Raw genomic sequence first — 25398 nt, forward strand, 5'->3', positions numbered from 1 at the left:
CTTTACCCACTGGTTATCCAAGATTATTTCTTATCAATAACCGCACTGATCATCCCTCTGGCCGGCACTGTCAATCTGATCCCCGAAGCCGTTAATGCTGATCTTGGTTTCAATGTCGCGTAGTCTGCCGGGCCACCTGCAACACCCTGCGGCACAATATTGTTGATCATAACCTTTCTGGAAAACTCACCGTTGTCATTACTTCCTTCCAGACTGTACCAATAAAATCGCTCGCCAATCTTGAAGTTTTTGATTTTCACTTCCACGGTTTGAGGAGAGGCCGTCAGGTTTACAAGATTTACATTCACCTGACCTGATGAGTAAGTAGATGCATAAGCTTTAACATTGGTATTTCCAGTATTGAGTTCACTAGCCACCAGCCGGTCCCCCATCATTTTTTGAAGAAAATACAAATAGTAGAATGATGGCCTCGGCGTCCATTTGGGAACGCCAGGCTCGTTTCCGTCGCTAAAAAGTCCGTGATCATCACCTTCTGCCCAAAAATTCAGCAAATCCCAGCGTGCCGCCAGGCCGTATTTGTTTGTCAGCGACTCGCCCAATACAATTACGGCGAATGCCCCGCTCACATTGGAAACCTGCTGTTTGGATCCTCTTGCCCACATATTCCATTCCGTCATTGCAATGGGTTTTTGTAGAACGCCATTCTCAGCAATGGTTTTAGTAACAAAATTCATCATTTTGGAAGGCTGGGACAGCGCCGAGCTCAGCACCACCGCAGCAGTTGAATTCTGATCATAAGGCGTAAAATAATTGTGGACAATGTAAAAATCGGCCCGGTTATTTAATTCCGGAAGCATGGTGGCATTCCAGGTTTTGGTCGTCGTCACCTGCCACGCTTCCGTTTCTGATTCATACATCACTGCCCCAATGTAAATTTTCGCCCCAATTTCGGCGGCCGCTTTTTGCATGGAATCAGCAAAAACCTTGAAATGCTGGGCATATAACTTGCCGGTCAGATATTCTGGCTGGCCATCTTTATTTTTAGCAACATCAATGCGGTAACCCCACTCCCAATCGGCATAATTTTCATTCCCAATCTCCCAAAATTGCGTACGCCCTTTGTCGTAACGCACCCAATTGGCAGCCAAATGTGCGGCGGTTGCAACCGGATTGGCACTGGTACCATATCTGGCATAACCATAATTTACCGTAAAAACACCTTTATTTCCGCTCTTACTGCACATTTCATAATAATTATCAAGCGAAGCACGCCAGTTGTCGTTGGTCATACCATAACCAAAACCCGGATCTTTCTTGGAGCCATCGGCTCCGGTCAAAAGCATTGGAACATCGGCAGGCAGCTTACCCGGCGACGCATTCCAGAAATATACGTCGCTGCCACTGCCCGCCGGAAAACGGATAATGTTCGGTTTAAGGTTGGTGATATGAGTCATGAACAATGGTTCAGTGACCATTGGGGACATCCAGATATTGGCATTATGCCCAAAAATCGTTTGCGGGATTTTGGTAACCACTTTGGACGCATCAATGGTAACCGTTCCACTGACCGACGCTGGTGCTTTTTCGTCTAAGAAATTAGGGATAGCGAAAACCTTTTCTGCCCAGCCGTCCATGAAAAAGCCCATCGTTTTGGCAATTTCAGGATCCACGGCAGGTTCAATAACTTCTTCCTTCGGCGGATCCACCTTTGCTGGAACAGCATCGTCCTTGCATGATACCGCTATGATTAGCAGAAGCATGCAAGGCAACGCCAGTTCGTATTGTTTTTTAAGCATAAAATTCTTCGAAATGTTATTGTAGCCCCACGTGATCAATGAAGATCGTTCCGGCCCAGCCTGCTTCTTGAAATGCGAGGTCGGTTAAGGTAGCCGGACTTCCAAGATTTGCCTTTGTCAGCTTGAATTCCGTCCAAACACCTTCTTTCACTGTGATTGGAAATGCTTTTCCGCCATTTGCAGACACATTAATGACCTTATCTTTGGTACCAGGTGTTCCGAAAATCGAGAAAGTAATCGTCGTGTAAGCAGCAGTTGCCACGGTTCCGTTTGCAAATTTCAATGCGCCATAAGTCCCGGCAAAAACCACTTTGGCAGCGGCGCTTCCGTCACGGACATTCTCCGTGTTTGCAAAATCGAATGTTGCGCCCCAGCCCCAGTTTTGCCATGAATTGACCAACGCGTCTTCATACATCGCATATTTCAATGCGGCCAGATCGGGCAGGTCGTCTGTGAATTTCAATGCATCCGCCGACTCGATCATCAATCCGGAATAGGATACCAGTGTGATTTTGCCTTTGTTAGCACCTTTCGGGATTTTCACAACCAATTGGCCGGCTGCTTTGCTCACAAAATTGGTAACCGGCGCCGCTAATCCTTTGAACAACACGCCCATGGTCAGGTCAAGGTTGGTACCAGTGATGGTCAGGTTTTTTTCGCGTTCGGCAACGGCTGGCGTAAAGCTTTTAACAGCTGGTAATGCAATCACCACATCAGCCTCCGTTTCAATAGTCAATGGCTCGGTACCACCAGTTGAAAAAACAAGCGGGCCGGTTTCTGCTCCAAACGGAACGGTTACCACCAGTTCATTCAGCTTTTGACTTACAAACTGTACCACGGTCGTGTCTTTCGCGAACGTGACAGATTTGACCCAGTTGAGGTATTCGCCCGTAATGGTAATGTTCTCTCCCGGCCTTGCCTGCGCGGGTACCTTATCGATTTTGACGGCTACTTCGAAGCTCAGGATGGTTTTGGAAATGATATCTCCCTGCGTAGTTTTCAGGGTTACCAATCCTTCTGAGGTTTCATTGGGTACTTTTAGCACGATCAGTTCGGGCGATTGTTTCACAAATCCAGACGCCGGAACGCTTGCTCCCGTCAGTTCAACAGAAGTTACTTTATCCAGATTTTTTCCGATAAAACTAATTTCGTCACCAGGCTTCACACCCGACGGGCCAAAGCTCAGCAACTGAACTTCACTTGTTGTCCCAACTTCCTTGTCATCGCAAGCTAACAGCAATCCAAAAAGCGTGACGAAGCATATCACGGCCCAAAAGCGTGGATTAAATATGTTTTTCATTTGAATGTTTTTAGGGCTATTTTTTGAGAATTTTTGGCACGATCCGGAAGTTGTCCAGCGAGATATCAGCGTCCAGGTCCCCGCCTCCGTGAAACAAAAGTCGGGTGTAATAACCCTTTGGACTCACGCTGAGCTTCACGCCCAGCTTGTCATAGCTTGCAGCTACCTCTTCAAAAGGAATAATCACTGTTCTCCATTCTCCTTTTGTATCGTAAGGAGGAGCCCATTGAAATGCATCTGTAACAAAGTCATTGGTCAGGCCCACATTGATTTTCAACATGTTGTTGTTGTAAGGTTTCAATGTATTGACCTCAAATTTCAGGTTGTAATCCGATGGTTTCAGGATGGCTTCATCCGGTACATTTTTACTGATCGCCCCCATTGCATCCGGCGGACCACCCGCTACCTCTTTCCAGTTCCAACCGCCTATTGCCTCTTTCACGCGGATGTAGTTGCCATTGATCGCAACCGGATCCCCGGCAGCGGGTTTAGTAACTACATACTTCTCATTCCACCAGCCCGTGAACGGGTCGCTGCTTAAAAAAATGTTGCGGTTATCTCTAAACCAGAAATCCGATTTTGTTTCCCCAAAATTGGTCTTCACCGTCACCTGCCCTGGAAGCGCACCTTCCGGCACACGCACCTGCACGATCTGATCAGTCACTGAAACCAGTTCTCCTTTTACGCCACCTGCAAAAGTGACGGTGAGCGGCTCATAAAAGAAGTTTCCGTTGATAGTAGCAACACTGGCCGTGACCACAAATTCGCTGTTCATGTTGGCCACAACCGGTTCGCTGATCTGTACCTCGAAGTCGTGTTCCAGTATTTTGCCATTTGTAAATGTAATTTTCAATTTATTGGTGATTTCCTTTGGCACCATACCCGGCACACTAACCAGAATTGTCTTATTGGTAATGTAAGTTGGTGTTAAAATGGCTTTCTGATCATTGAACCAGATTTCACTGGCACCACCCAGATTTTCACCGACAATGGCAATCAGGTTACTCTGAAATGCCCCTACCAATAATGAATCGGAAGAAGCCGGATCGGTGATCCGGATGTAGGTAATTTTGGGCTCGCCGTCATTCGGCAGGTCGTCCTCCGAACAAGATATCTGAAACACTGCCACAAGTGCCATCAAGGCAAAAAGCAGTACGGATCTATATGTATTTTTCATCTTGAAATCGATTAAGATCAATGGATTTATTTGCTGTAATAATCAACAGGCGCTTTTTGCAGATTGGGTGCCTGACTTAACTCCGCAGAAGGGATCGGCAAGAGAAAATTCCCGCTGTTCGCATCAATCGTCCGCTCGGTGGTTGCCCAGGAAGTTTTGGTAAACGTCCAGGATGTTGGATTTGGAAAATGATCCGGCGCGGTAAAGAATATGCCGCGGTCCTGGCTATTCAGGATCGAATAGGCTTTGGCCGCATTGTAATAATGCAGACTTACCAAATCGTACCAGGCCATTCCCTCCATTGCAAATTCAACCAGACGCTCCTTGAATATTACGTCAAAAGTGAGCGGTCCGGCAAAAACGGGTAGTCCGGCACGCATATGTACAAGGTTGAAGTATTTCAAAGCCACAGGATCGGCAGTGGAAGCATTGTTTCCCAAAACCGCCTCTGCATAAATCAGGTACATTTCCGAAAGACGCATCATGTAGGTGTCATTGCCATAATTCTGTTGTGCCGATAATCCGCCTACGTCTTTTGCTTTGCCAGTTATGTACTTTTTGATGGCAATAAAGTTGTTATCTGTGCCAGTAAATGGAAATACAAGCTTTTGCTCACCGCCCGGAATCGTCTGCGAAATTTCGGGATAAGAAGCGCCCGGCAACATGAATGTCGCTTTAAGCCGCTGATCAACAGTACGTCCCTGCATTCCCGTGGCAGTAGCCTTAATACCTTCATACTGGCTCAGCATCCACCAGGTAGCACTTTTGTCGCCACCCCAGCCATCACCATTTGCAATGTCCGGACTGTAAGCCAGATAGGCCGGGGTAGAATTTTGAGTACCCCACGCACCAGGAGAATATACCCATTGCAATGAAAACAAAGATTCCGAATTGTTATCGTAAGGGAATAAAAACAAGTCCCCATAGTTTTTCAGCAGTGACAACCCGCTATTGGCGATCACCCTTTCGGAATAATATTTGGCGCTGTCCAAAAAAACCTGGTTCCGCTGCCCCGCGCCACCTGCTTCCACACCTGAACGTGTGAGATAAAATCTGGCAAGCATTCCTTCCGCCGACCATTTGGTAACCCGTCCCGGACGCAAAGGCGTAGCAGGCAGGTCTTCTGCTACCTGGCGCATTTCGCTGGTCAGGAATTTCCAAACGCTTTCAGGGGTATTGCGGGAAACGCTGGTATCTGAAAGCAATTCGAGATTATTTTCGATGATAGGCACCGCACCCCAGTTCATCACGAGTGACCGGTAGGCCACGGCCCGCATAAACCGCGCCTCTGCAATCGCCATTTTTTTGATAGTGGGAGAAACAGCAGGCCCTGCATATTGGTTAATGTTGCTGATCGCAAGGTTCGATTGTCCGACCACGATAAAAAACGACCGCCAGGATGAACCATTTTCAGGCGTGTTTCCAGTAGTGTTGAAAAGTACATTACCACGATCATTATAAGCGGAAAATGCTGTCCCTGCCCTAAAATCGCCCAAATTGTAGGATGCCTTATCATTGTAATCAAACCATACTTTGCTATACAACAATGCAGTAGATGCCAAAACCTGATCGTCGGTCTGGTAAAAACCAGCGTCCACGATGGAATCGACGGGCGGCCTTTCCAGGAAATCTTCCGAGCAGCCACTTACAATGAATAGTGAGGCAAATAGCCCTGTTCCGTAAATTATGTTTTTAAGATTTTTCATCTGAATCGATTTTAAAAGTCAAGGCCAAGGCTAAAAGTATAAATAGGAGTCAGCGGGTAGCGGCCGTAATCGAGGCCAATCGCCTGATTGGTCGGTCCGGAATCCCTTGATACATAAGCGCCTACCTCCGGGTCAAATCCCGTGTATTTGGTAAACGTGAGCACATTCTGCGCACCCACTGTCAACCTCGCTCCCCGTACAATTTTTTGTTTTGTCAGGAATGCGGCTGGCACGTTGTAGCTCAGCGAAACGTTTTTAAGCCGGATAAATGAGCCGTCTTCCACCCATTTATCGGTATGCCGCGTAAAATTCCCGTTCGGACCGTTTGAAATTCTTGCTACATCAGTTCCGGGGTTGGAAAGCACCACTTCACCGCTTTCATTGGTGGTTGGTTTGGCATAATCCATGGCATGTTCCAACAGGTTACGGCTCAGGTTAATGTTGCTCGCATTCGTGTTGAGTTTGCCGAGATAGTTGTAAATGTCGTTGCCATAGGTACTTGTGAAAAGCAAACTCAGGTCAAAACCTTTGTAAGAAAAGGTGTTGGTAAAGCCTGCAAACATTTTTGGCCAGGGGTTACCGATGTTTGTGAGATCTTGCTCATCGATTTTACCGTCGGCATTAAGGTCCTTAAATTTCACATCACCTACCCAGATGTTATTGACATTGGTTGGCATCCGGTTTCCATTGTTATCCACGGGCACCGCGCTGCCGTCAATCTCGGCAACACTCTGGAATAAGCCTTCTTCCACATAGCCGCGGAATAACCAAGGCGCCTTACCCACTTCCGAACGCTGCGTCCAATCCTGTAACCACCAGGAAGTACGGTCTACAAAAGCACTTTCGGAGTAAAAGGATTTGATTTTGGTTTTAAAGCTGGAAATGTTCAGGCTGCTCTCCCATTTGAAACCGCCACGATTGATATTGATCGTATTAATGGTAAAACCAAACCCTTTGTTTTGCAACGCACCAATATTGACCGTCGGCGAGCCCACAGCACCGGTACCATTTGTTCCCATATACCAGGGCAATGGCTTTTCCATCAACAGGTTATCAGTATTTTTGACATAATAATCCACTTCAAACTGAATCCTGTTTTCAAGCAGGCCTACATTAATACCAAAGTTGACGGTTTTAGTTTCTTCCCATTTCAAACCAGGATTACTGTATTTTGTTGGTAAAAACCCTGTTGTTGTGGGGGTAGCGCCCGTTCCCAAAGGAGAATATATGCCTCCACCGCCCTGGTTACCAGTTACACCTGTTTCAAAACGCAGTTTCAATTCACTGACAGCAGGTACATTGAAGAACGCCTCCTGAGAAACCCGCCATGCCGCAGAAACAGACGGGAAAAAGCCCCATTTGTTTTCTTTACCAAAATTGGCTGAACCGTCACGGCGCACTGTCGCCATCACAATGTATCGGTCTGCATAATTATAATTAAGCCGTCCCAGGTACGACTCCATCGCCCACTCACCCGATCCGCCTGAATTACTGGATGTAAGTGCATCACCAGCAGCAAGATCCAGAATGTCGTTGGTCAAGAAACCGGTACGTGTGGCACCCACATTCTTATAAGTCGATGCCTGCGCTTCATGGCTAACCATTGCATTGATGCTGTGCTTGCCAAACTGTTTGTTGTATTCAAGCAGCTGGTTCCAGTTATAATAAGTGTTTACACCGTTTCCATTTGTCAGCGAAGCTGTTACATTTCTCGCCCAGCCAATTGCGTAAGTAGGGATATAATAAGTGGAATTTGAGAAACCCAGATTGGTATTGAATGATGACCTCAAATTAAGACCTTTCATAATTTCGATACCCAAATTCAAACCGCCCAAAAATTGTCTTCTTACCAGTTTATTGGTTGTCAAGTTGGCAATTGCGATTGGGTTAACTGGTGCAAATTGGTTCGCGCCATTGTTTTCGTCGCCTCCACCCCAGCTTCCGTCCAGATTTCGGACAGGTACTTGCGGCGTAAGTTGCAATGCGCTTGCAATCACGTTTTCCTGGCTGGTCGTCAGGTTATCATTGGTTTGGTTAAAACTGAGGTTAGCGCCAATAGAAGCCCATTTCCTAGGTTTATTATCCAGGTTTAACCTGAATCCATACCGGTTAAAGCCTGAACCCAACGCGACACCATCCTGTTTCAAATATTCGCCCGACAGATAATAAGTAGTCTTATCATTACCGCCACTCAAACTCAGCTGGTGCTTATTCATCGGTGCACTTTTGAACAATTCCTTTTGCCAGTCGGTACCATTTCCTAGCAATGAAGGATCCAAAAATTCCTGAGGCGTTTCCCCTCCTGCCAATGCATGGTATTCGCCCACCATTTGAGCGTATTGCTGCAAGTTCATCACATTCAGCGATTGCGGCGCGGTCTGCAGGCTGTATTGGTAGCCATAAGAAATTTTGGTATCGCCCGATTTTCCTCTTTTTGTAGTTACGATCAAAACCCCATTGGTAGCCCTGGAACCATAAATGGCCGTTGCCGAGGGTCCCTGCAATACTTCAATAGACTCAATGTCGGCAGGGTTAAGTCCTGCAAGCGGATTAGAAGAACTTTGCGAGCCAAAAGAAACCGATTGACCCGGGATCTGAACGCCATCAACGACATATAAAGGCTCATTACTACCGCTTATGGAGTTAACCCCACGGATATTCACCGAAATCCCACCACCCGGCTGCCCTGAGTTTTGGGTCACATATACACCCGCCGCACGTCCCTGTATGGCTTGCTCAATGGTCGTATTAACAGTTTTGCCAATGTCTTTGGCCGAAACAGACGTTTGTGCAGTCGTCAGATCGGCGCGTTTCATTTCACCGTAACCAACGACAACCACTTCTTCCAACGCTTTGGTATCCACTGCAAGTGTCAGATTAATAACACTTTGCGTTCCCACGATCACTTCTCTTGAAACATATCCTACAAAAGAAAAAATCAGAACAGAGCTGGTACCAGGAACAGCGAGTGAAAACCTTCCGTCAGCGGAGGTTGTCGTTCCTTGGGACAATCCTTTAATCACGATACTAACACCTGGCAACGGTTCCCCTCTATCATCCGTAACCTTACCCGTCACGTCCGCAACCGGGAGTTGATAGGCCGTTACCTTATTAGCCAGCAGATTGGGCGCGCCGAGATCATTCTTGCCAAAGCTAGGCTCCGGCATTGTTTCCTGCTTATTCACAGGCATTTCGGTTTGTTCCGCGTTGGTTTTGCGTTTTTTAACCACAATGGTTTTATCAATGATTGAATAGCTCAGAGGCTGATTTTCAAAAACGCGGTCTAGCACCGATTTCAGCTCCTCACCGTTCACCTTGATATTTACAGGGACCGTTTTTCTTAACAACCTGTTGTTGTATAGGAAGTTATAGCCGGTTTGTTTTCTGATCTCCGTAAAAATCTTTTCCAAACCGCTGTTATTCTCGTTAAGCCTAACGGTTTGAGAATATACGCCGGCTGAAACCTGCGTAATAAGCAAAAATGAGAGAAATGCAGTGAGCTTCATAATTCGTAAAGCATAATTCATACTTTTACATTTTTTAGGATTAATTGTACATGGTTTAGTGTCTCTCAAAAATTCCTGACTGTGTCAACCTGAATTGCTGCTATACTGAGTCCGGCCAAAGATTTCAGTGTAGATTTTGCCACTTCGGACTCCAATCCGAAGTGTTTTTTTTAGTCGACCAGCATTACATCGCTCAGCTGTCGTTCATATATCGTTTTAGTTAAATTTTAATTAGCTATTCATTGTATATCAAGCTGCTTACTCCGCCGCCATCACTTCTACCTGATTTTCCTTCACATTAAATTTCACCCCGCCGCCTTCTTCCAGAATGTTCAGCACATTCGAGATCGCCACTTTTTTCGACACATAACCGGTAAACTGGTCTTGCGGCAAAGGCCCCTTGTAAACCACATCCAGGTCATACCAACGCGAAAGCTGCCGCATAACCTCACGGATATCTGTGTCTCGAAACTTGAAAAACCCTTTCTGCCACGCAATGGCACTTTCGGTATCCACTTTTTCAACCGCAATCGAAGAACCATTTGAATTCGTTTGGTTTACAATAGATTGCTCTCCGGGATGCAGGCGGACCGGCGTACCCAACTTTTTGGAGTTGTTACGAACTGCATACACTTTCACGCTGCCTTCCAGCAAGGTAGTCTTCACCGCAGCTTCGTCGCGATATGAATTAACATTGAAATGCGTACCAACAACTTCAATAACCTGGTTGTTACAAACAACCATAAAAGGAACTTTGCGGCTATTCAGACGATAACGGGCTACTTCAAAGTAAACCTCCCCGGTAATTTCTACCTTCCGTTCGTTGGCGTCAAATGTTGCAGGGAACCGAATGGATGACAGCGAGTTAAGCCACACTTTCGTTCCATCCGACAGGTTGATCTGGTACTGTCCTGCCTTAGGAGTTGTGATCTGATTGTAATTTTCGGGATTGTTTTTCGTCGGTTTATCCATTTCAGGTTTTGAATAAACCAGCTGGCCGTCGGTCACTTTGTATATCTGGATATTGGACTGAAGGGCGATTTGTCCATCGACGGCCTCATTGAGATTGATCTTCGAACCATCCGCCAGCGTCAGCATGGCCCTGTTACCCCCGGGTGCACCCTCAGTCGCTATAACCGGCTGAGGGGCTGTAACCGTTGGGCTACTTTGTTTGATGAAGAGATAATAACTGCCCAGTCCGATGAGAATAAAAACGGCCGCCGCCGAAAACCTCCGAAAATATGGCCATAAAGTAAAAATAGGTGTTTCTTGTGGTATTTCACGGATGTCTGCCTGATCGAGCCTCGATTCTATATTTTTAATCAGCGCATCATTCTGATTTTGCATTTCCAGGATGGACCGCAAGTCTGCCATGCCGCCGTACTGTTCTATGACCAAGTCTGCTTCCTCTGGCGAAATGGTATGGAACCATTTCAGGAACAGCTCGTGCTCTTCAGGAGAGTGCCGGTTTTGAAGGTACTTTTGTAAGAATGCTTTGCAGTCAAAGGATTTGCCGTCAAAGGATTTGTAGTCGTTTTCTTCCATATAGCGAAAGACGTACGAGCGTGCCAAAAGAACCCCTCGGCATTAAAATATTTTTACTTTTTTTTGAATTTATCGAATAGGTAGGATTAAATACATGAATATCAGCAGATTTGCTGTAATTTCTCCATGCCTGCGAAGGTATTCTCTCACAAAACTATTGGCCGCATAAAGTTGCTTTTTAACAACCGATTTGGATATCCCAAGTCTTGCTGCAATCTCATCCAACGAAAATTCCTCTTTCATTTTGAGTTCAAAGATCTGCTTCCGCTTTTCGGGCAACATGTTGATAGCGTTTTCCGCAAGCTGGTAGCATTGTCCGTAAATGACCTCGCTATCTGCATAATCCTCGCTTTCTTCTGAAAATGGGGATGTGAGTGAATGATACTTCTGCTGGATTTTTTCTTTTCTTAAATGGTCTAGTAACAGGTTTTTGGCCGTTTTGAACAGATAAGGTTCAAATAACTGTACATCCTTCAATCCATCCCTATGATCCCAAATTTTCACAAATGCATCCTGAACGATTTCCTCGCTAAGGTCGTGGCTTTTAGTAAATAAATAAATGTATTTCAGCAGCCCGGAAATGTACGACTTGTATAACGCCGTATAAGCTCCCCTGTCCCCGCTCGCACAGCGATCCAAAAGCACCCGCTCATCCGAAAATTCCCTCATTAACTACCTTTAATTCAAGTTGTTGATTAGATCAAACAAAAAATATAAATGTTGTTTTTTCAAAAATAGCCAAAGTTTAACAAGCCATCATCACATTTATTCTATAATTTGTTCTATGCAAATTACTTAATAAACGGGAGTTAATCCAATGGAATTGTTGAAACAAATTAGTTATGATCAAAAATAAAAACTGATTATTTCTTGTAAATAGCATTCCCAAACCAGGCCTCAACATTCAAACTGACCTAACAAATCCTAACCATGCATAAAATCTTACTTGCTGTTTTCCTGCTTATCGCTGTGCTCACCGTAGAAGCGCAGGAAATAAAAGAAAAATACCGCCCCCAATTCCATTTTTCGCCAAAGGCAAATTGGATGAACGATCCCAATGGGATGGTTTATAACAATGGGGTTTACCATTTGTTTTTCCAATATTATCCTGATGATAAAATCTGGGGACCCATGCATTGGGGCCATGCAACGAGCAAGGATATGGTGTCCTGGAAAGAAGAGCCGATTGCCCTCTATCCAGACTCGCTGGGTTACATTTTCTCGGGAAGTGCGGTGGTAGATGTTCAAAACACCTCCGGTTTCGGAAAAGATGGGAAGGCGCCACTGGTCGCTATTTTCACACATCATAATCCCATTCTCGAAAAACAAAAGACCGGAAAGCATGAGTATCAGAGCATTGCATACAGCCTTGACGATGGAAAAAGCTGGACTAAATACAGCGGTAACCCGGTATTGCCCAATCCTGGCATCACCGATTTCCGTGATCCGAAAGTGAGCTGGTATGCTCCTCAGAAAAAATGGATCATGACATTGGCCACCAAGGACAGGATCACGTTTTACTCATCGCCAAACCTGAAAACCTGGACGCGGGAAAGCGAATTTGGTGCAGATGCAGGTGCGCATGGTGGCGTCTGGGAATGCCCTGATTTGTTTCCGATTATGCACAATGGAAAACAGGTTTGGGTTTTGATCGTGAACATCAATCCCGGCGGGCCAAATAAGGGCTCGGCAGGTCAATATTTTCTCGGTGATTTTGACGGAAAAGATTTTAAAGCCTATTCCAAGGAAACCAAGTGGCTAGATTTCGGTGCGGATAATTATGCGGCAGTAACATTTGGCAATACGGGCGACCGCCATGTTCTCTTGGGTTGGATGAGCAACTGGCAATATGCCAATCAAGTCCCTACCGATCCGTGGCGCAGTGCGAACACCATCGCCCGCGACCTTGGCTTGAAATCGGTCGACAAAGAGATATACCTCATTTCTGTCCCAGTCAAAGAGCTGGACGCATTGAGCACGCCCGGTTTTTCTCAAAAAAGTATGCAGGTAAAAGGCCAGGTAGATCTTACAGAAAAAGCCAAAAATGCTACGGGTCTTTTCCGGCTGGATTTTGATACAAAAAATAATGCTGATTTCGCAATTGTGCTGGCAAATCAATCTGGGAACGAGCTGGTAATTGGCTACGACAAAGCAGCAAACCAATATTACATCGACCGTTCCAAATCCGGAAAAACAGATTTTGAAAAAGGCTTCGGCGAAAAGCATACAGCGCCCAGGCTTGCAAAAAGCACAACCATTTCCCTCACTTTGATCGCGGATGCAGCATCAGTCGAGCTCTTCGCCGATGCGGGACTTACCGTCATGACCGACATCTTCTTCCCCGACTACGCTATGACGAAATTGTACGTTAAATCTGTTTCCGGAATCACCATCGACAACCTTAAATATTCAGGTATCAGGCCGTCGATGGTTTTAAACTGAAAGATCGGTCGGGGAATAAATTCGCCCTAGGGCATAAAAAAGAGGGCCGAATTTTCATCCGGCCCTCTTTTCCTTCTAATGTTATCGAACAATAATGTCTTGTGCTTTCATATCCAACGCTGTCTATGTATAGAATGTGCTAAAATTAACACTTAATTCTGAGAATTCTACACAATCTCAAAAGTGTTGCCAGATTTGAACGTACCCAAAGTAATATCGGTCTTTGTGTATTCTCTCGTCCAGACATTTCCAAGCCCTGTTAATGCGTGCCGGCATGTAACGCGTATTTCGATTTTAGTATGAGGCGTCGTTGTTAAAATTCCTTTTAGATCACTATAAGTAATAAACCACAATGCAAAATCTGTACTGGCATTGCTGGAAAAAACGACCTTAAAAGGAGCGACATGCGGATAATGGTCCCTCAACAACGGCAGCGGCACAGTGCGGTAATTAGTTGCTCCGTTAGGTCCAAAAGAAACTAACTTTTGACAAACTTCTACTTTGAGATCATATGCTCCAAAAAATGATTTGTTGACGATCTTGAATGCACAACAAAGTCTCAGGGTCGGATCAAGATCATCTACGTGCAGCGCGATTGAGGGGCCTATCTTAATATGTGGCCGAAAGAGAAAAAGCAATATAAATAAGAATACAAAAGAAGTAATAAAGCCGGAAACTAAACTTGCCGAAAAATCCGGAGTGAAAATGTGGTTCTTAAAAAAATAGACCATGTCGAAGGGGTTATTATTTATCCCGGTCAATGTAATTAAGAATTCCTCGATGTTTAGTTTCGATTTCCCTGGGAAGTTATTCGATTATTTAAAGGTAAATTCCAGAGCGCTATTACACCGTTTTGGGTTATTTTTAATTTACCGTCATAGCATTATGGCACATAAGGCCTTCCGGCGATCTTTGCAATCCTCAGGCGATTATATTGTTGCAAAAGGATGGGGCACAGGTTGTAAATGACATTGCTCACCAGCATCAGAAACGCCGTCGGGTAATGTTGATGATAGGCCGCATGGGCAGTGCTGAGCAGAAAAAAGATAAGACAATGAATATGATAGCGCTCGTACATATTCACTGTCTGCAAGAACGATCCGTAATTGCGCCGATCCTTGATAACTCTGTGCGTATTGCTTTTTTTTCGGATCGCAGTGTTGATAAAATCGCCGTCCTGGACAAACTTTCTGACCAGGCGGACGCCAAGCCGTTCATAAAATTTGCTTACAGTGCTTAACTGGTACCAGCGCAAAGGAATCATCGAACCCGCAGTGCTGATCAATAAAAAGGCGATCAGCCAAATCAGATTTGGGTTGGCATACCAATATAAAACAAAGACCAGAAAGGCAAGAATGGTCCAGACCAGATTGATCAATTGATTGACAAGCGTCATTGGATTTCGTTTGCTAATTACCTAACCGCTGCCGCCGCAGGTTTCGGCGGAGCAGGAGCCGGGTTCATCGCAGCAATATCCACACGATAAGATACTGTCGTTGCAGTTGGGAAATTGGCGGGTATTTTTTGCGTCACCTTTCCAGTCGCCACCCATTCCGTACCGCGGGTAAGTAATACACCATAATCCACTGAACTCATGCCGACAGGATCATGGCCGGTAGCATGATGAAAAACCTTTCCTTTTTTATAATTCAATACCATTACCTGCGGCTCGTCGTATCCGGTTCCCTTATTGTCTTTTTCCGAGCGCGCGGTCGCCAGTACTGCCATATTTTCGCCAGGGCCGCGTAATTGCGCATATAATTCGTCATTTTGATGTGCCCAAACGGGCGGCAGGCCCCTGGTGATCGGATGGTCGTTCACCACTTTCATTTGGAATGGCAGCTTGGCCCCATGGCTTCCTGCGCTTCCCGGTTTTTTGTCTTCCACCAATTTTCCATCCACATAATACCAATACGCACCATCTTTCTCGGTCCGGTTACGCCAGCCGCCTATACCTATCATCTTGTTATACTCAGCCCATCCCGGAAACGAGTTATTGGCGGCATGAATGATTACCAATCCACCGCCATTTGCCACATATTGTTCAAATGATTTTTTAATTGCGTCCGGCCAGCGTTCATCTGGCACATCGTAGTTCAGAACAATTGCCTTGTAGTCCGAAAATTTGGGCATGAAGCTGCTAAAATCTCCGTCTTTTCCGGGTGCGCTGACGACAGTTACTTCAAATTTCTTGGATTCCTCCAAAAGCATTTTTAAGATAGGTGTTCCCAGGTCCCAGCGGTGATATGGATTTGTTTCCCCGTCCAGGATCATCACTTTGATCGGGCTTTGGGCTTGAAGCAAGAAGCCGGAAAAGAGAAAGAACGCACAGATTGTTAAATTGATTTTCCTCATGAGTATTTGGTTTTTAAACATTGATTTCTAGTTTAAAACCTGTCACCCACGCCTTTTTACCCGCGTTTAAATATTTAATATATCGTTCTTCATTCTGCAATATCGCTTTATGATAAATACCCTTTGGCTTGTTCCCGTCAGATAAAGACCCGGGTGGAAACAGAAAGATCGGCAATGAATTCAGGCCCGAAACAAAAATGTATTTATTTCTCAATAGCAGGTTGCATTAAACAAGCACAGATCGTCAGTACAACTGCCAAGAATGCTGAAAACGTCCTTATGGAATGCAGTCTGTTCCAAGGGCCCTCAAAACGGAGGCGCGCCTTTGCGGCTTCTGCCGAATCGAGTGAAGACAGGTTAATTTTAGCGAGCCATTCATTTAGCGGAACATTACCTCCTATTGTCACGCCTAATACTCCAATCAGGTAAATGACGGACGCGGCAAGCAAAAAGTAAAAGCGCGGTGAAGGGCCGCTATTATTGTAATGCAGGTAAGTACTGACAGGCAACAAAACAGCAGTCCCAATAAAACTTGCAAAAAACAGCGGATTCAGAATGGCTTTGTTAATGGCTTGCATAGCCGACAAATAGGCAAGATCAGTTAATCTGCCCAAACCAGGCGATACCGAAACGGAATAAGCGTAAAGCAGTCCGCCAATTAATGAAGTGCTGACGGCCGTTATCAGAAGAATGATTGTTTTGGTTACCATGTTTTTCTTTTTTAAAATCCCAAATGCTTTCCACAAAAATCAGCACGGTGCGGATTGGAAAATAGAAGAAAAACGACAGATATCTCTTTCGGAGCATGGCTTTTGGCGGATTCATTCTATTTTTTGCACAAAAAAATTTGAAAATTGCGTTTCAGAATGCAAATTGACTATTAGCCATAGAATAAGAAAATGAACTACCGCGAAATTCAGCCGCCAGACTATTTAGAGGATTATGTCAAATCCTTTTGGGTGTTTGACTGCGATGAAACGGCGAGCTCTTATCATTCCTTTCGCCTGGCGGCCGATGGAAGTCCGGGTCTGATATTTCAGCACAATGATTCAGGGGCTTTTCATAAAGAAGGCAAAAAGCTTCCTCCGCTATTCCTCTATGGGCAGGCTACCAGCTGTTATGAAGTGAAACTATCCGGAAAATTCAGGACGATCGGAGTTTACTTCTATCCAGATGCCTTGAAATCCGTTTTCGGGCTCAATGCAAACGAACTTACCAATTCCTGCATCAACCCCACCCAAATATCAAACGGTTGCGAGCAAGATATCTCCGAAAAGTTACTGAATGCTGATTCGACCGACCAGCAGATTGATATCATCTGTAAATATCTGTTTGCCAAGATCAAAAGAAACAGCTCGCTGGCCGACCAGGCCATTGGATACGCGTTGCGTCAGTTTATTGGATCCAATGGCAATGTGACATTGAAATCCATTTTAAGCGTATTACCTGTTTCTCCCAGGAATTTCGAGCGCAAATTCCAGCAGCAGGTGGGTATGTCACCCAAACTTTTCCTGAGGATATGCCAGTTTCAGGGAACGCTCGCCAACATTGAGGATAAATCTTATTCCAAATTATCCGATGTCGCCTTTGAGAATGGCTATGCCGATCAATCGCATTTCATCAGAAGTTTCAAGGAATTTGCCGGCATTTCGCCTGGTCAGTACCAAAAACAGACTTCCGGACTGTTTCAAAATCTTTCGGGAATTGCGGGATAAATCGCTGGTCAAACGCTCATTTTTTTACATATCCACAACCGCCACAGCCACCATATTAAAAATTTCCCTGACGGTACTGCCTAGCTGCAGCACGTGGATCGGCTTCTTAAGACCCATTAACACAGGCCCGATCTTCTCGATTTGCGCGATTTCTTTGAGCAGGTTATAAGCAATGTTTGAGGAAGATAAGTTCGGGAATATCAAGGTATTGGCGCCCGTTTTACCCAGTGGCGAAAAGGGATAGGATTCTTGCAGCAAGTTCAAATTAAAAGGCAAATGCGCTTGCATTTCACCGTCGACAATCAGATCAGGACGTTTCTCGCGCAAAATTTTCACCGCCTTCTGCATTTTGAGCGCATCCTCGCCTTCGGCACTTCCGAATGTTGAATAGGACAGAAAAGCGATCTTTGGCTCCACATTCAATTTCTTAACCTCCTTCGCCGTGATTTCCGCAATCTCAACCAGTTCTTCGGCTGTCGGACTAATATTAACGGTGGTATCTGCCAGGAAAATCGGCCCGAAACGGCTCATCAGGATATACATTCCCATGATCTTATTAATACCCGCCTGTCTTCCAATCACCTGAAGTGCAGGGCGAAGCGTCTGGGGGTAATTGCGCGTCAGGCCGGAAATCAGCACATCGGCCTTCCCAACTTCCACCATGACGGCACCAAAATAATTGCGATGCAGGATCAGTCCCTTTGCGTCCGAAAAGGTCATGCCCTTGCGCTCCCGTTTTTTGTAAAGTATGGACGCATAATCATCCACATTTTTCGCCTGCCTGCTAGATCGCGGATCGATAATCGTTACTTTCTCAATCACCAGCTTATGTTCGCGGATAATGCGGTTGATTTTAATGGCGTTGCCCAATAAGATCGGAATGGCAATTCCCTGTTCAAGTACTTCCTGAACTGCACGGAGCACCGTCAGATTTTCTCCGTCGGTAAATACTACCCTTTTTGGGTTTTGTTTTGCCTGGTTGATAATGCCCCGGATCAATGAGTTATCCAATCCGATCCTACTCGTGAGTTTATGGTTATAGGCTTGCCAATCGGTAATCGAAGTACGGGCTACACCGCTTTCCATCGCTGCCTTTGCGACGGCAGGTGCGACGGTGGTTAACAAACGCGGATCGGTTGGTTTTGGCAGGATATAACGTCTTCCAAATGTAAGATTGGTTTCTCCATAAGTCATATTCACAATTTCAGGTACTGTCTTTTTAGCCAAACCCGCCAATGCTTTTACCGCAGCCAGCTTCATGGCTTCATTGATCGTCGTCGCCCGCACATCCAACGCGCCCCGAAAAATGTAGGGAAAGCCTAATACATTATTGACCTGATTCGGATAGTCGGAGCGGCCCGTCGCCATAATGATATCCGGACGCACTTCCACCGCATCTTCGAAAGAGATTTCAGGATTTGGATTGGCCATAGCAAACACAATGCAATCAGCGGCCATCGATTTCACCATTTCTTTGCTCACCACATTCCCCACAGACAAACCCAGAAATACATCCGCTCCTGCCAGCGCGTCCGCAAGTTTCCAATCCAATGGTAATTGATCCTTTACATACTTATATTGATTTGGAACCAGGTTAACCCGCTCAGAATGGAGCAAACCGTCTTTGTCAAAAACAGTAATGTTCTCTTTGCAGACACCAAGCGCCACATATAAGTCAATGCAGGCGATGGCGGCGGCACCTGCGCCATTTACCACCAATTTAATCGTGGTAATGTCCTTTCCGGAGATATCCAAAGCATTGAGCAATGCCGCTGCGCTGCAAATCGCTGTACCGTGCTGGTCGTCGTGCATGACCGGTATGGACATTTCTTTCCGAAGCCGTTCTTCGATTTCAAAGCAAGCCGGGGCCGCAATGTCTTCCAGATTAATTGCCCCGAAAGTCGGTTGCAGGATCCGAACGGTGCGCACAAACTCGTCTATATTTTTAGTGTCCAGCTCGATGTCGAATGCATCGATATCGGCATAAATTTTGAATAGGAGACATTTACCTTCCATTACCGGCTTGGAAGCCTCGGGGCCAATGTCACCCAGGCCAAGCACAGCCGTTCCGTTGGTGATCACCGCGACGAGATTCCCCTTCGTCGTATAATCGTAAACGGTATCAGGTATCCGGCCAATTTCCAGACAAGGCTCCGCGACTCCGGGTGAATAGGCCAGCGAGAGGTCACGCTGGTTTGATGTTTCTTTGGTTGGTCTTACTTCTATTTTTCCCGGACGCCCTTTTGCGTGATAATGCAGCGCGTCCTCTTTCAGTTTTTGCGTATTCATTGCGGTTGGTTTATTCAGAAGGTCAGATTATTTCAAATCCTGCCATTCAGCTTTTGCCTAAATTAGCTGATCCTTTCGACCTTCCCTACTAAAAATACATAGCTCAGAAACCCTGCCAGGGAGAGGCACCTAGCGGAATGTGCTTTTATATCGCCGGACTGGCTAACTTCGGGAAATTAATAACAATAAAGCTCTATAGATATGCTCTTTACGATGAAGCATTTGGGGGAGATCAAGTCCGGGAAAATCACCCTGGCTTTTCGCAAATGGAAAAAGCTGGCTGTGAAAAACGGAAGCAGGGTACAGACGGGCATTGGTCTGGTCGAAATCTCTGCCCTTTCTGAATGCAATCGAAATGATATATCGGAGCAGGATGCCATTCAGGCAGGTTTTCGGGATTCAAAATCGTTGCTTGCTGCCCTAGACAAATTTACCGAAGGCAGTATTTATAAAATGGATGTCAAGTATTTCAGCGAAGATCCGAGGATTGATCTTCGGGAGCAACCTACGATGCCGGATGAAGAATTTGAAGCATTAAAAGAAAAACTCACCCGACTGGACCAGGCAAGCAAATTGGGTAATTGGACCATAAAAGTCCTCCGCGCCATCCAGGAAAATCCTAAACTACGCGCGGCTGATCTGGCCGTGAAAGCTAAAAAAGAAAAAGAATGGCTCAAACTCAACGTCCGTAAACTGAAAAATCTCGGCCTCACCATCAGCCACGAACCCGGCTATACCCTTTCACCCCTGGGCGAACATTATCTTGAAAGGGTTGGCACTAGAAAGGCCTGATTCCAATAGATACATTACTTGCAGTTATCGTCTTTGAAGGAATCCCGCGAGTTCACATAAGAACCCTTATCCTCGCAGTCGTTTTTTATATATTTATCATAGGCTTCCACGACCTTTTGACAATTGCCTGCATTTTTGTCGGCGAAGTATTTTTCCTTTGCTATATCTATTTCGGTAACCAGGACATCACACTGTATATCGCCTTCCATGTTGCCGCCACAGCCATTAATCAAAGGAAAAATGCACAAAATAAGCGCATAACTAATAAAACCTCCGCCTCGGAATTTCATGATTTTCAACATTTATAAGTGAGACGTCGGCGACGTTATGAAGCCGACTCTCAAAGTAAATGAAGTTGCGGTGCAGGCTCAATAGTTAGTTGTAACGATTTATATACCAATCAGTTGATTATCACAGCCTCCCCAATCCCCAGTCCGCTCAATTTCTTTAATTGTGATTCAGCGTCGCCGACGATCACATAATTCATTTTGTCGGGGGTGATGTATTTCCCGGCCAATTCCTTGATCCTGGCAAGCGTCATTGTCTTTACAATCTCTTGTCGCTGTTTTGCGTAATCATACGGCCAGTTGTAAGTGCTGATATTTTTGAGCATACCCAATTTTGCATTTCGGGTTTCGAATTCCCTCGCGCTGCTTTTCGAGAGAAAACTTTGGGTTATTTCAAGGTCCTGCTCGGTGAATGTGTTGCCATAGTTTTGCAGAATATCTTTCACGAGCGCGGCCGACTCATAGGTTACATTGCTCCGCACACCGCTTAGCACCAAAAAGTACCCGGAAGTAGCGGAGGCTTTAAAGCCAGACTGTATTCCGTAGGTATAACCCTTGCCCTCACGCAATTGCTGGGTAAACCTGGACGCAAAGCCGCCGCCGCCCAGAATGTAGTTCATCACCTGCAAAGGATAATAGTCCAGATCGGTTGCTTTCACAGCCGGATAACCAAAAAATAGTACGGACTGCTTCGCACCTGGCACATTGGAGAAATACAAAGTCGGCTTCGTAAGCTTCGTCAGGGCTGGTAACATAGGTAATGTTACTTTCTTCTCCTTCCAATCTGTATTCAGTTTCTCCACTGCTTTCACAGCCTGCTCTTTTGAAATATCCCCTACAATATGAAATGTGCCTACGGAAGGAGATAAATAGGCTTCATAATATTTTTGAAGGTCGGCCATTGTAATGGATTTCAAAGATTCTTCCGTACCCAAAATGTTCTGCGAAAGAATGTTTTCAGGACCATAAAGGATCTTAGTGAATGCATTGTCTCCAATTGCATTGGGATCGGCCTTTTCTTGTTTGATGTGGTTTAAAACCGCAGCCCTGGCCAGTTCCAGCTCTTTTTCCTCCCACCTGGGCATTAGGATTATTTCCTTCACTAGGTCCATCACCGCCTGATAGTTTCGGGCCAACGCGCTGAATCCAATGTTCATCTCTTCTGGCGCTATTTTCACGGTAATAGATGTCCCGAGGTTCATCATCGCTTCTTCAAGCTGCTCGGCCGTTTTGGTCTTGGTACCTTTTGTAAGCATTTCAGCCAGCAAGTTCGCAACACCTGTTTTTTCTTTACTATCCAATAATTGCCCGCCCTTAATACTTAACTGCGCCTGTACCAATGGAATCTCTTTGTCCTCTATCCCAAAAACCCTTAATCCTTTATCCAGCTTGGCGTCCCAGATTTTCGGCACAGTTACTTGCGGACTTTTACCGTATGGAGGCTCCACAGTGCGGTCAAATGAGGACGGACTTTTTGTGTAAGTGGCCTTAATGGAAGCATCCACTGCCTTCTCCGCTCCTTCCACGATTTTCTCTTCTTCGATCACGGCGGGTGTCGAACCCGTCAGCATTAGTTTGGACTGTCCCTTTGGCACAAAACTGGTGGCTATAAAGTTTTTCCCTTTGATATACTGACTATAAACCCGCATCACATCTGCGGCGCTCACGCCCAAAATGTTACTGATATCCTTTTTGACAAATCCAGGATCTCCTGTAAAGATCTGATACTGAGCCAGCAGGAACGCCTTACCCAGCACATTGGATATTCCATTATAATAATCAACTTCAACCAACGCTTTGATCCGGTTCAGGTCACTTTCCGAAATTCCCTCTTTTTCAAATTTGGTAAAAGCAGTATTCATCGCGGCATTGACACTGTCCAAGCTCACATTTTCATAAGCCCTTACTTCAAAAATCATCTGCCCCGCCAGTTCTGAATTGTAATTATATGCCTGCACCTGATCCGTCAGCTTTTTCTCTTCCACTAATATTTTATAGAATGGAGCCTTTTTCCCTTCCGTCAGATATTTCCCTAAAACTTCGAGCGGATAGGAGTCTGCTGCATAATTGGGAGCAGTGGGCCAAACGAGGCTTAGCTGGGGGGACTGGGCGAAATTATCTTCATAAAACAGTCTCTTTGTACTCGAAAGGGAAACCGGCATTTTTTTAACTTCCGGGATCGCCTCCCCTTTTTTAATCTCTCCAAAATACTTTTGAACCCAGGTTTTCGCCTGCGCCGGATCAAAGTCCCCCGCTACCACCAGCGTAACATTATTAGGTACATACCAGCGGTTGTAAAAATCCTTCACATCTTGCAAGGTTGCATTTTGCAAATCTTCCAGCGAACCGATCACCTCCCAGTTGTAAGGATGGTTCTCAGGATAAAGATTCATGTCAATAACTTGAAAATTAAAGCCATACGCGCGATTATCGTACGATTGCCGCTTTTCATTTTTCACAACCTGTTTTTCCTTGGCTAAAACAGGATCACTTACCGTGTTGATAAAATACCCAAGCTTATCCGCCTCAGCCCAAAGCATTTTTTCCAAAGCGTCATTCGGGACAGTCTGGTGATAAGTGGTAATGTCCCGGTTTGTAAATCCATTGGCACCGCTGCCTCCAATCCGCGAGCTCAGCCTATCTAAACCCCCTTTTCCTAGATTTTCAGATTCCAGAAACAGCAAATGCTCAAACATATGTGCAAATCCTGTCCTTTTAACCTTTTCCCGTGAAGAACCAACATGGGTCGTCAATGCGACGGCCACAACCGGATCCGAACGGTCGATGTGAAAGACGACCGTCAGGCCATTATCCAGTGTGAACTTTTCGAAGTTAATATCAATTGCATTTTGGGCTTTCGCCTGTAAGATGCATAGGAAAAGGGTTAGGGATAAGCCAGTTCTGATCATGTCAATAAATTTTTTTCTGCTCAAAAACCTTCGAAAACAAATGTCTCTTTTACCGGCGCTTTTCTTGGCAGCAGCTCGGGACGAACACTGGCCTGGTAAACAAATGATGCAACAATGATCGCAGCCTGTTTCAAGTCATCGATCTGCAAGTGATCGTAATCGTCGAGATTCGTATGATGCGTCCTGGCTTCATAATCCATCGGGTCCTGGATAAACTGAAAACCTGGAATTCCTGCCCAGTCGAAGGAAATGTGGTCGGTTGATCCCGTGTTTTTTGTCGTGACCGTTTTTGCACCCAGATCATGGAACGGCGTAAACCATTGTTCAAAAATTGGCTTGATCGCAGTATTATTTTGACTAAAAATACCCCTGATCTTTCCAGTGCCATTATCCAGATTAAAGTAAGCAGATACCTTCCCATTCTCCGGTTTTGGCGTGCCATCCGCATTCATAAAATGATTTTTAACATAATTATAGGAACCAAAAACCCCCTGCTCCTCGCCGCTCCAAAGCGCAATACGCACAGTTCTTTTTGGCTTGATATTCAAAGAATCCAGCAAACGGACCACTTCCATCATGACCACACAACCCGCAGCATTATCAGTAGCGCCCTCGGACGACTGCCAGGAATCAAGGTGCCCGCCCAGCATGACCAACTCTGATTTGAGCGTAGGATCCGAGCCGGGAATTTCAGCAACAACATTATAACCTTTGGTATCTTCTGTTGAAAATTTGCTTTTTATATTCAGCGATATTTCCACTTCATGACCGGACTTTATCAGTCTCGCAATTTTTTGTCCGTCGTCAAATGCCATAGAAACCTGTGGTAATGTTTCGGGCGCATCCAATTTCTGACCCCCATTGGCTTGTACAAGGACCGGCCCGTTTGTATGTCCCTCTTCTGAATGGATGACTGCGATCGCCCCCGATTTTTTGAGCATTTGGGCAATCCTATCCATGGCTTTATGATATTTCATATAAAATTCGATCATGGGCCGGGTAACATGGTACTGGTCCTTCATATTGGCGAGCGTACTATCCGAAAAGCGTTCAACGGATGCTTCCTCCACAGGTTCCCCACTCGGCTCACTGTTTGCAACCAGGATAATCTTGCCTTTGAATTCATTCAAATGTTTCGTGACGTAGGCGCTATCCCTTAATTGAACGGACGAAAGCACAACCACTTTTGCCTTTTTCAATCCTTTGGTTCCCACAGTCCATGGAGTCGGATAAGCAATGACAGATTGCGGATAAGGTGCAGTGATTGCAATGCTGAATTCTTCCGGCTCCCATTGTTTGCCAAACTCACCCCATGGTTCGAGCGCCACATTTTCCAGTCCCCACTTTTTCATGGTTGCCACCGCCCAGTTGCTGGCCCGTTTGAAACCAGCAGAATTAGTGAGCCGTGGACCCGACACATCGGTAAGGTAATGAGCCAATTGAGGAATTTGTGAGCTTTTGAGCTCAGCACGGCGTATGGCGCCGAAAACTGCCGTGTCAATCGCCTCTTGCTGCGCATAAACGCTTGTACCCGTAAGAATTAACACAGCAAACATGGATCTGAAAGAGAAATTTTTCATTTTGTCTTGATTAATTAAAAAATGACTATGCCTTACCT

18 protein-coding genes are annotated in these 25398 nt (G+C 45.5%); 3 read left to right on the plus strand and 15 right to left on the minus strand.

Annotated elements, in window-relative coordinates; translation table 11 throughout:
- Positions 1 to 23 precede the first annotated feature (23 nt).
- The 7 genes from FHS68_RS17435 to FHS68_RS17465 all read right to left on the minus strand — a co-directional run bounded on the left by FHS68_RS17435 (position 24) and on the right by FHS68_RS17465 (position 11660).
- Entirely contained in the window at positions 24 to 1757 is a 1734-nt protein-coding gene (locus FHS68_RS17435; protein WP_167272505.1) for an alpha-L-arabinofuranosidase, read from the minus strand.
- 16 nt (positions 1758 to 1773) lie between these two features.
- Positions 1774 to 3057, minus strand: a complete 1284-nt coding sequence (locus FHS68_RS17440) for an IPT/TIG domain-containing protein (protein ID WP_167272508.1) — start codon at positions 3055 to 3057, stop codon at positions 1774 to 1776.
- A 16-nt stretch (positions 3058 to 3073) separates the two neighbouring features.
- Positions 3074 to 4234: a glycan-binding surface protein gene (locus FHS68_RS17445; protein WP_167272512.1), complete on the minus strand. Its 1161-nt coding sequence runs from the start codon at positions 4232 to 4234 to the stop codon at positions 3074 to 3076.
- Between the two features lie 26 nt (positions 4235 to 4260).
- Positions 4261 to 5940 (minus strand): RagB/SusD family nutrient uptake outer membrane protein, encoded by a 1680-nt coding sequence (locus FHS68_RS17450; protein WP_167272514.1) that lies wholly within the window; start codon positions 5938 to 5940, stop codon positions 4261 to 4263.
- An 11-nt stretch (positions 5941 to 5951) separates the two neighbouring features.
- The gene (locus FHS68_RS17455) at positions 5952 to 9467 is read right to left on the minus strand and encodes a TonB-dependent receptor (RefSeq protein ID WP_229211945.1); all 3516 of its coding nucleotides are present in this window, start codon (positions 9465 to 9467) and stop codon (positions 5952 to 5954) included.
- A gap of 237 nt (positions 9468 to 9704) precedes the next feature.
- Positions 9705 to 10991, minus strand: coding sequence for a FecR family protein (locus FHS68_RS17460; protein ID WP_167272516.1), 1287 nt, complete (start codon positions 10989 to 10991; stop codon positions 9705 to 9707).
- Between the two features lie 69 nt (positions 10992 to 11060).
- A complete protein-coding gene (locus tag FHS68_RS17465; protein ID WP_167272518.1) occupies positions 11061 to 11660 on the minus strand; it encodes an RNA polymerase sigma factor in 600 nt (199 codons plus the stop codon).
- Between the two features lie 261 nt (positions 11661 to 11921).
- Here FHS68_RS17465 and FHS68_RS17470 point away from each other — a divergent pair, with 261 nt between their 5' ends.
- Complete coding sequence (locus tag FHS68_RS17470) at positions 11922 to 13433, plus strand: glycoside hydrolase family 32 protein (RefSeq protein ID WP_167272520.1); 1512 nt, start codon at positions 11922 to 11924, stop codon at positions 13431 to 13433.
- 167 nt (positions 13434 to 13600) lie between these two features.
- Here FHS68_RS17470 and FHS68_RS17475 read toward each other — a convergent pair whose 3' ends face one another.
- From FHS68_RS17475 to FHS68_RS17490, 4 genes are all read right to left on the minus strand, one after another.
- Positions 13601 to 14164: a hypothetical protein gene (locus FHS68_RS17475; protein WP_167272522.1), complete on the minus strand. Its 564-nt coding sequence runs from the start codon at positions 14162 to 14164 to the stop codon at positions 13601 to 13603.
- A gap of 152 nt (positions 14165 to 14316) precedes the next feature.
- Positions 14317 to 14829 carry a glycosyl-4,4'-diaponeurosporenoate acyltransferase CrtO family protein gene (locus tag FHS68_RS17480; RefSeq protein WP_167272524.1) on the minus strand — a complete coding sequence of 171 codons (513 nt, stop codon included), beginning with the start codon at positions 14827 to 14829 and terminating at the stop codon, positions 14317 to 14319.
- A 17-nt stretch (positions 14830 to 14846) separates the two neighbouring features.
- Positions 14847 to 15788 (minus strand): ThuA domain-containing protein, encoded by a 942-nt coding sequence (locus tag FHS68_RS17485; protein WP_167272526.1) that lies wholly within the window; start codon positions 15786 to 15788, stop codon positions 14847 to 14849.
- A gap of 203 nt (positions 15789 to 15991) precedes the next feature.
- Positions 15992 to 16498, minus strand: a complete 507-nt coding sequence (locus FHS68_RS17490) for an anthrone oxygenase family protein (RefSeq protein ID WP_167272529.1) — start codon at positions 16496 to 16498, stop codon at positions 15992 to 15994.
- A 189-nt stretch (positions 16499 to 16687) separates the two neighbouring features.
- Here FHS68_RS17490 and FHS68_RS17495 point away from each other — a divergent pair, with 189 nt between their 5' ends.
- Positions 16688 to 17503, plus strand: a complete 816-nt coding sequence (locus FHS68_RS17495; protein WP_167272531.1) for a helix-turn-helix transcriptional regulator — start codon at positions 16688 to 16690, stop codon at positions 17501 to 17503.
- Between the two features lie 24 nt (positions 17504 to 17527).
- On the opposite strand, the gene FHS68_RS17500 is transcribed toward FHS68_RS17495, so the two are convergent.
- Positions 17528 to 19792: an NADP-dependent malic enzyme gene (locus FHS68_RS17500; protein WP_167272534.1), complete on the minus strand. Its 2265-nt coding sequence runs from the start codon at positions 19790 to 19792 to the stop codon at positions 17528 to 17530.
- Positions 19793 to 19993: 201 nt separating this feature from the next.
- On the opposite strand from FHS68_RS17500, the gene FHS68_RS17505 reads away from it, so the two are divergent.
- The gene (locus FHS68_RS17505) at positions 19994 to 20584 is read left to right on the plus strand and encodes an ASCH domain-containing protein (RefSeq protein WP_167272537.1); all 591 of its coding nucleotides are present in this window, start codon (positions 19994 to 19996) and stop codon (positions 20582 to 20584) included.
- Between the two features lie 14 nt (positions 20585 to 20598).
- Here the strand turns inward: FHS68_RS17505 and FHS68_RS17510 are convergent, their stop codons facing one another.
- The 3 genes from FHS68_RS17510 to FHS68_RS17520 all read right to left on the minus strand — a co-directional run bounded on the left by FHS68_RS17510 (position 20599) and on the right by FHS68_RS17520 (position 25360).
- Positions 20599 to 20874: a hypothetical protein gene (locus FHS68_RS17510; protein WP_167272540.1), complete on the minus strand. Its 276-nt coding sequence runs from the start codon at positions 20872 to 20874 to the stop codon at positions 20599 to 20601.
- A gap of 110 nt (positions 20875 to 20984) precedes the next feature.
- Positions 20985 to 23780 carry a M16 family metallopeptidase gene (locus FHS68_RS17515; protein ID WP_167272543.1) on the minus strand — a complete coding sequence of 932 codons (2796 nt, stop codon included), beginning with the start codon at positions 23778 to 23780 and terminating at the stop codon, positions 20985 to 20987.
- 20 nt (positions 23781 to 23800) lie between these two features.
- Positions 23801 to 25360 (minus strand): M20/M25/M40 family metallo-hydrolase, encoded by a 1560-nt coding sequence (locus FHS68_RS17520; RefSeq protein WP_229211946.1) that lies wholly within the window; start codon positions 25358 to 25360, stop codon positions 23801 to 23803.
- Positions 25361 to 25398 lie beyond the last annotated feature (38 nt).

The organism is Dyadobacter arcticus (assembly GCF_011762185.1).
In the GTDB taxonomy this organism is placed as follows: Bacteria; Bacteroidota; Bacteroidia; order Cytophagales; family Spirosomataceae; genus Dyadobacter; species Dyadobacter arcticus.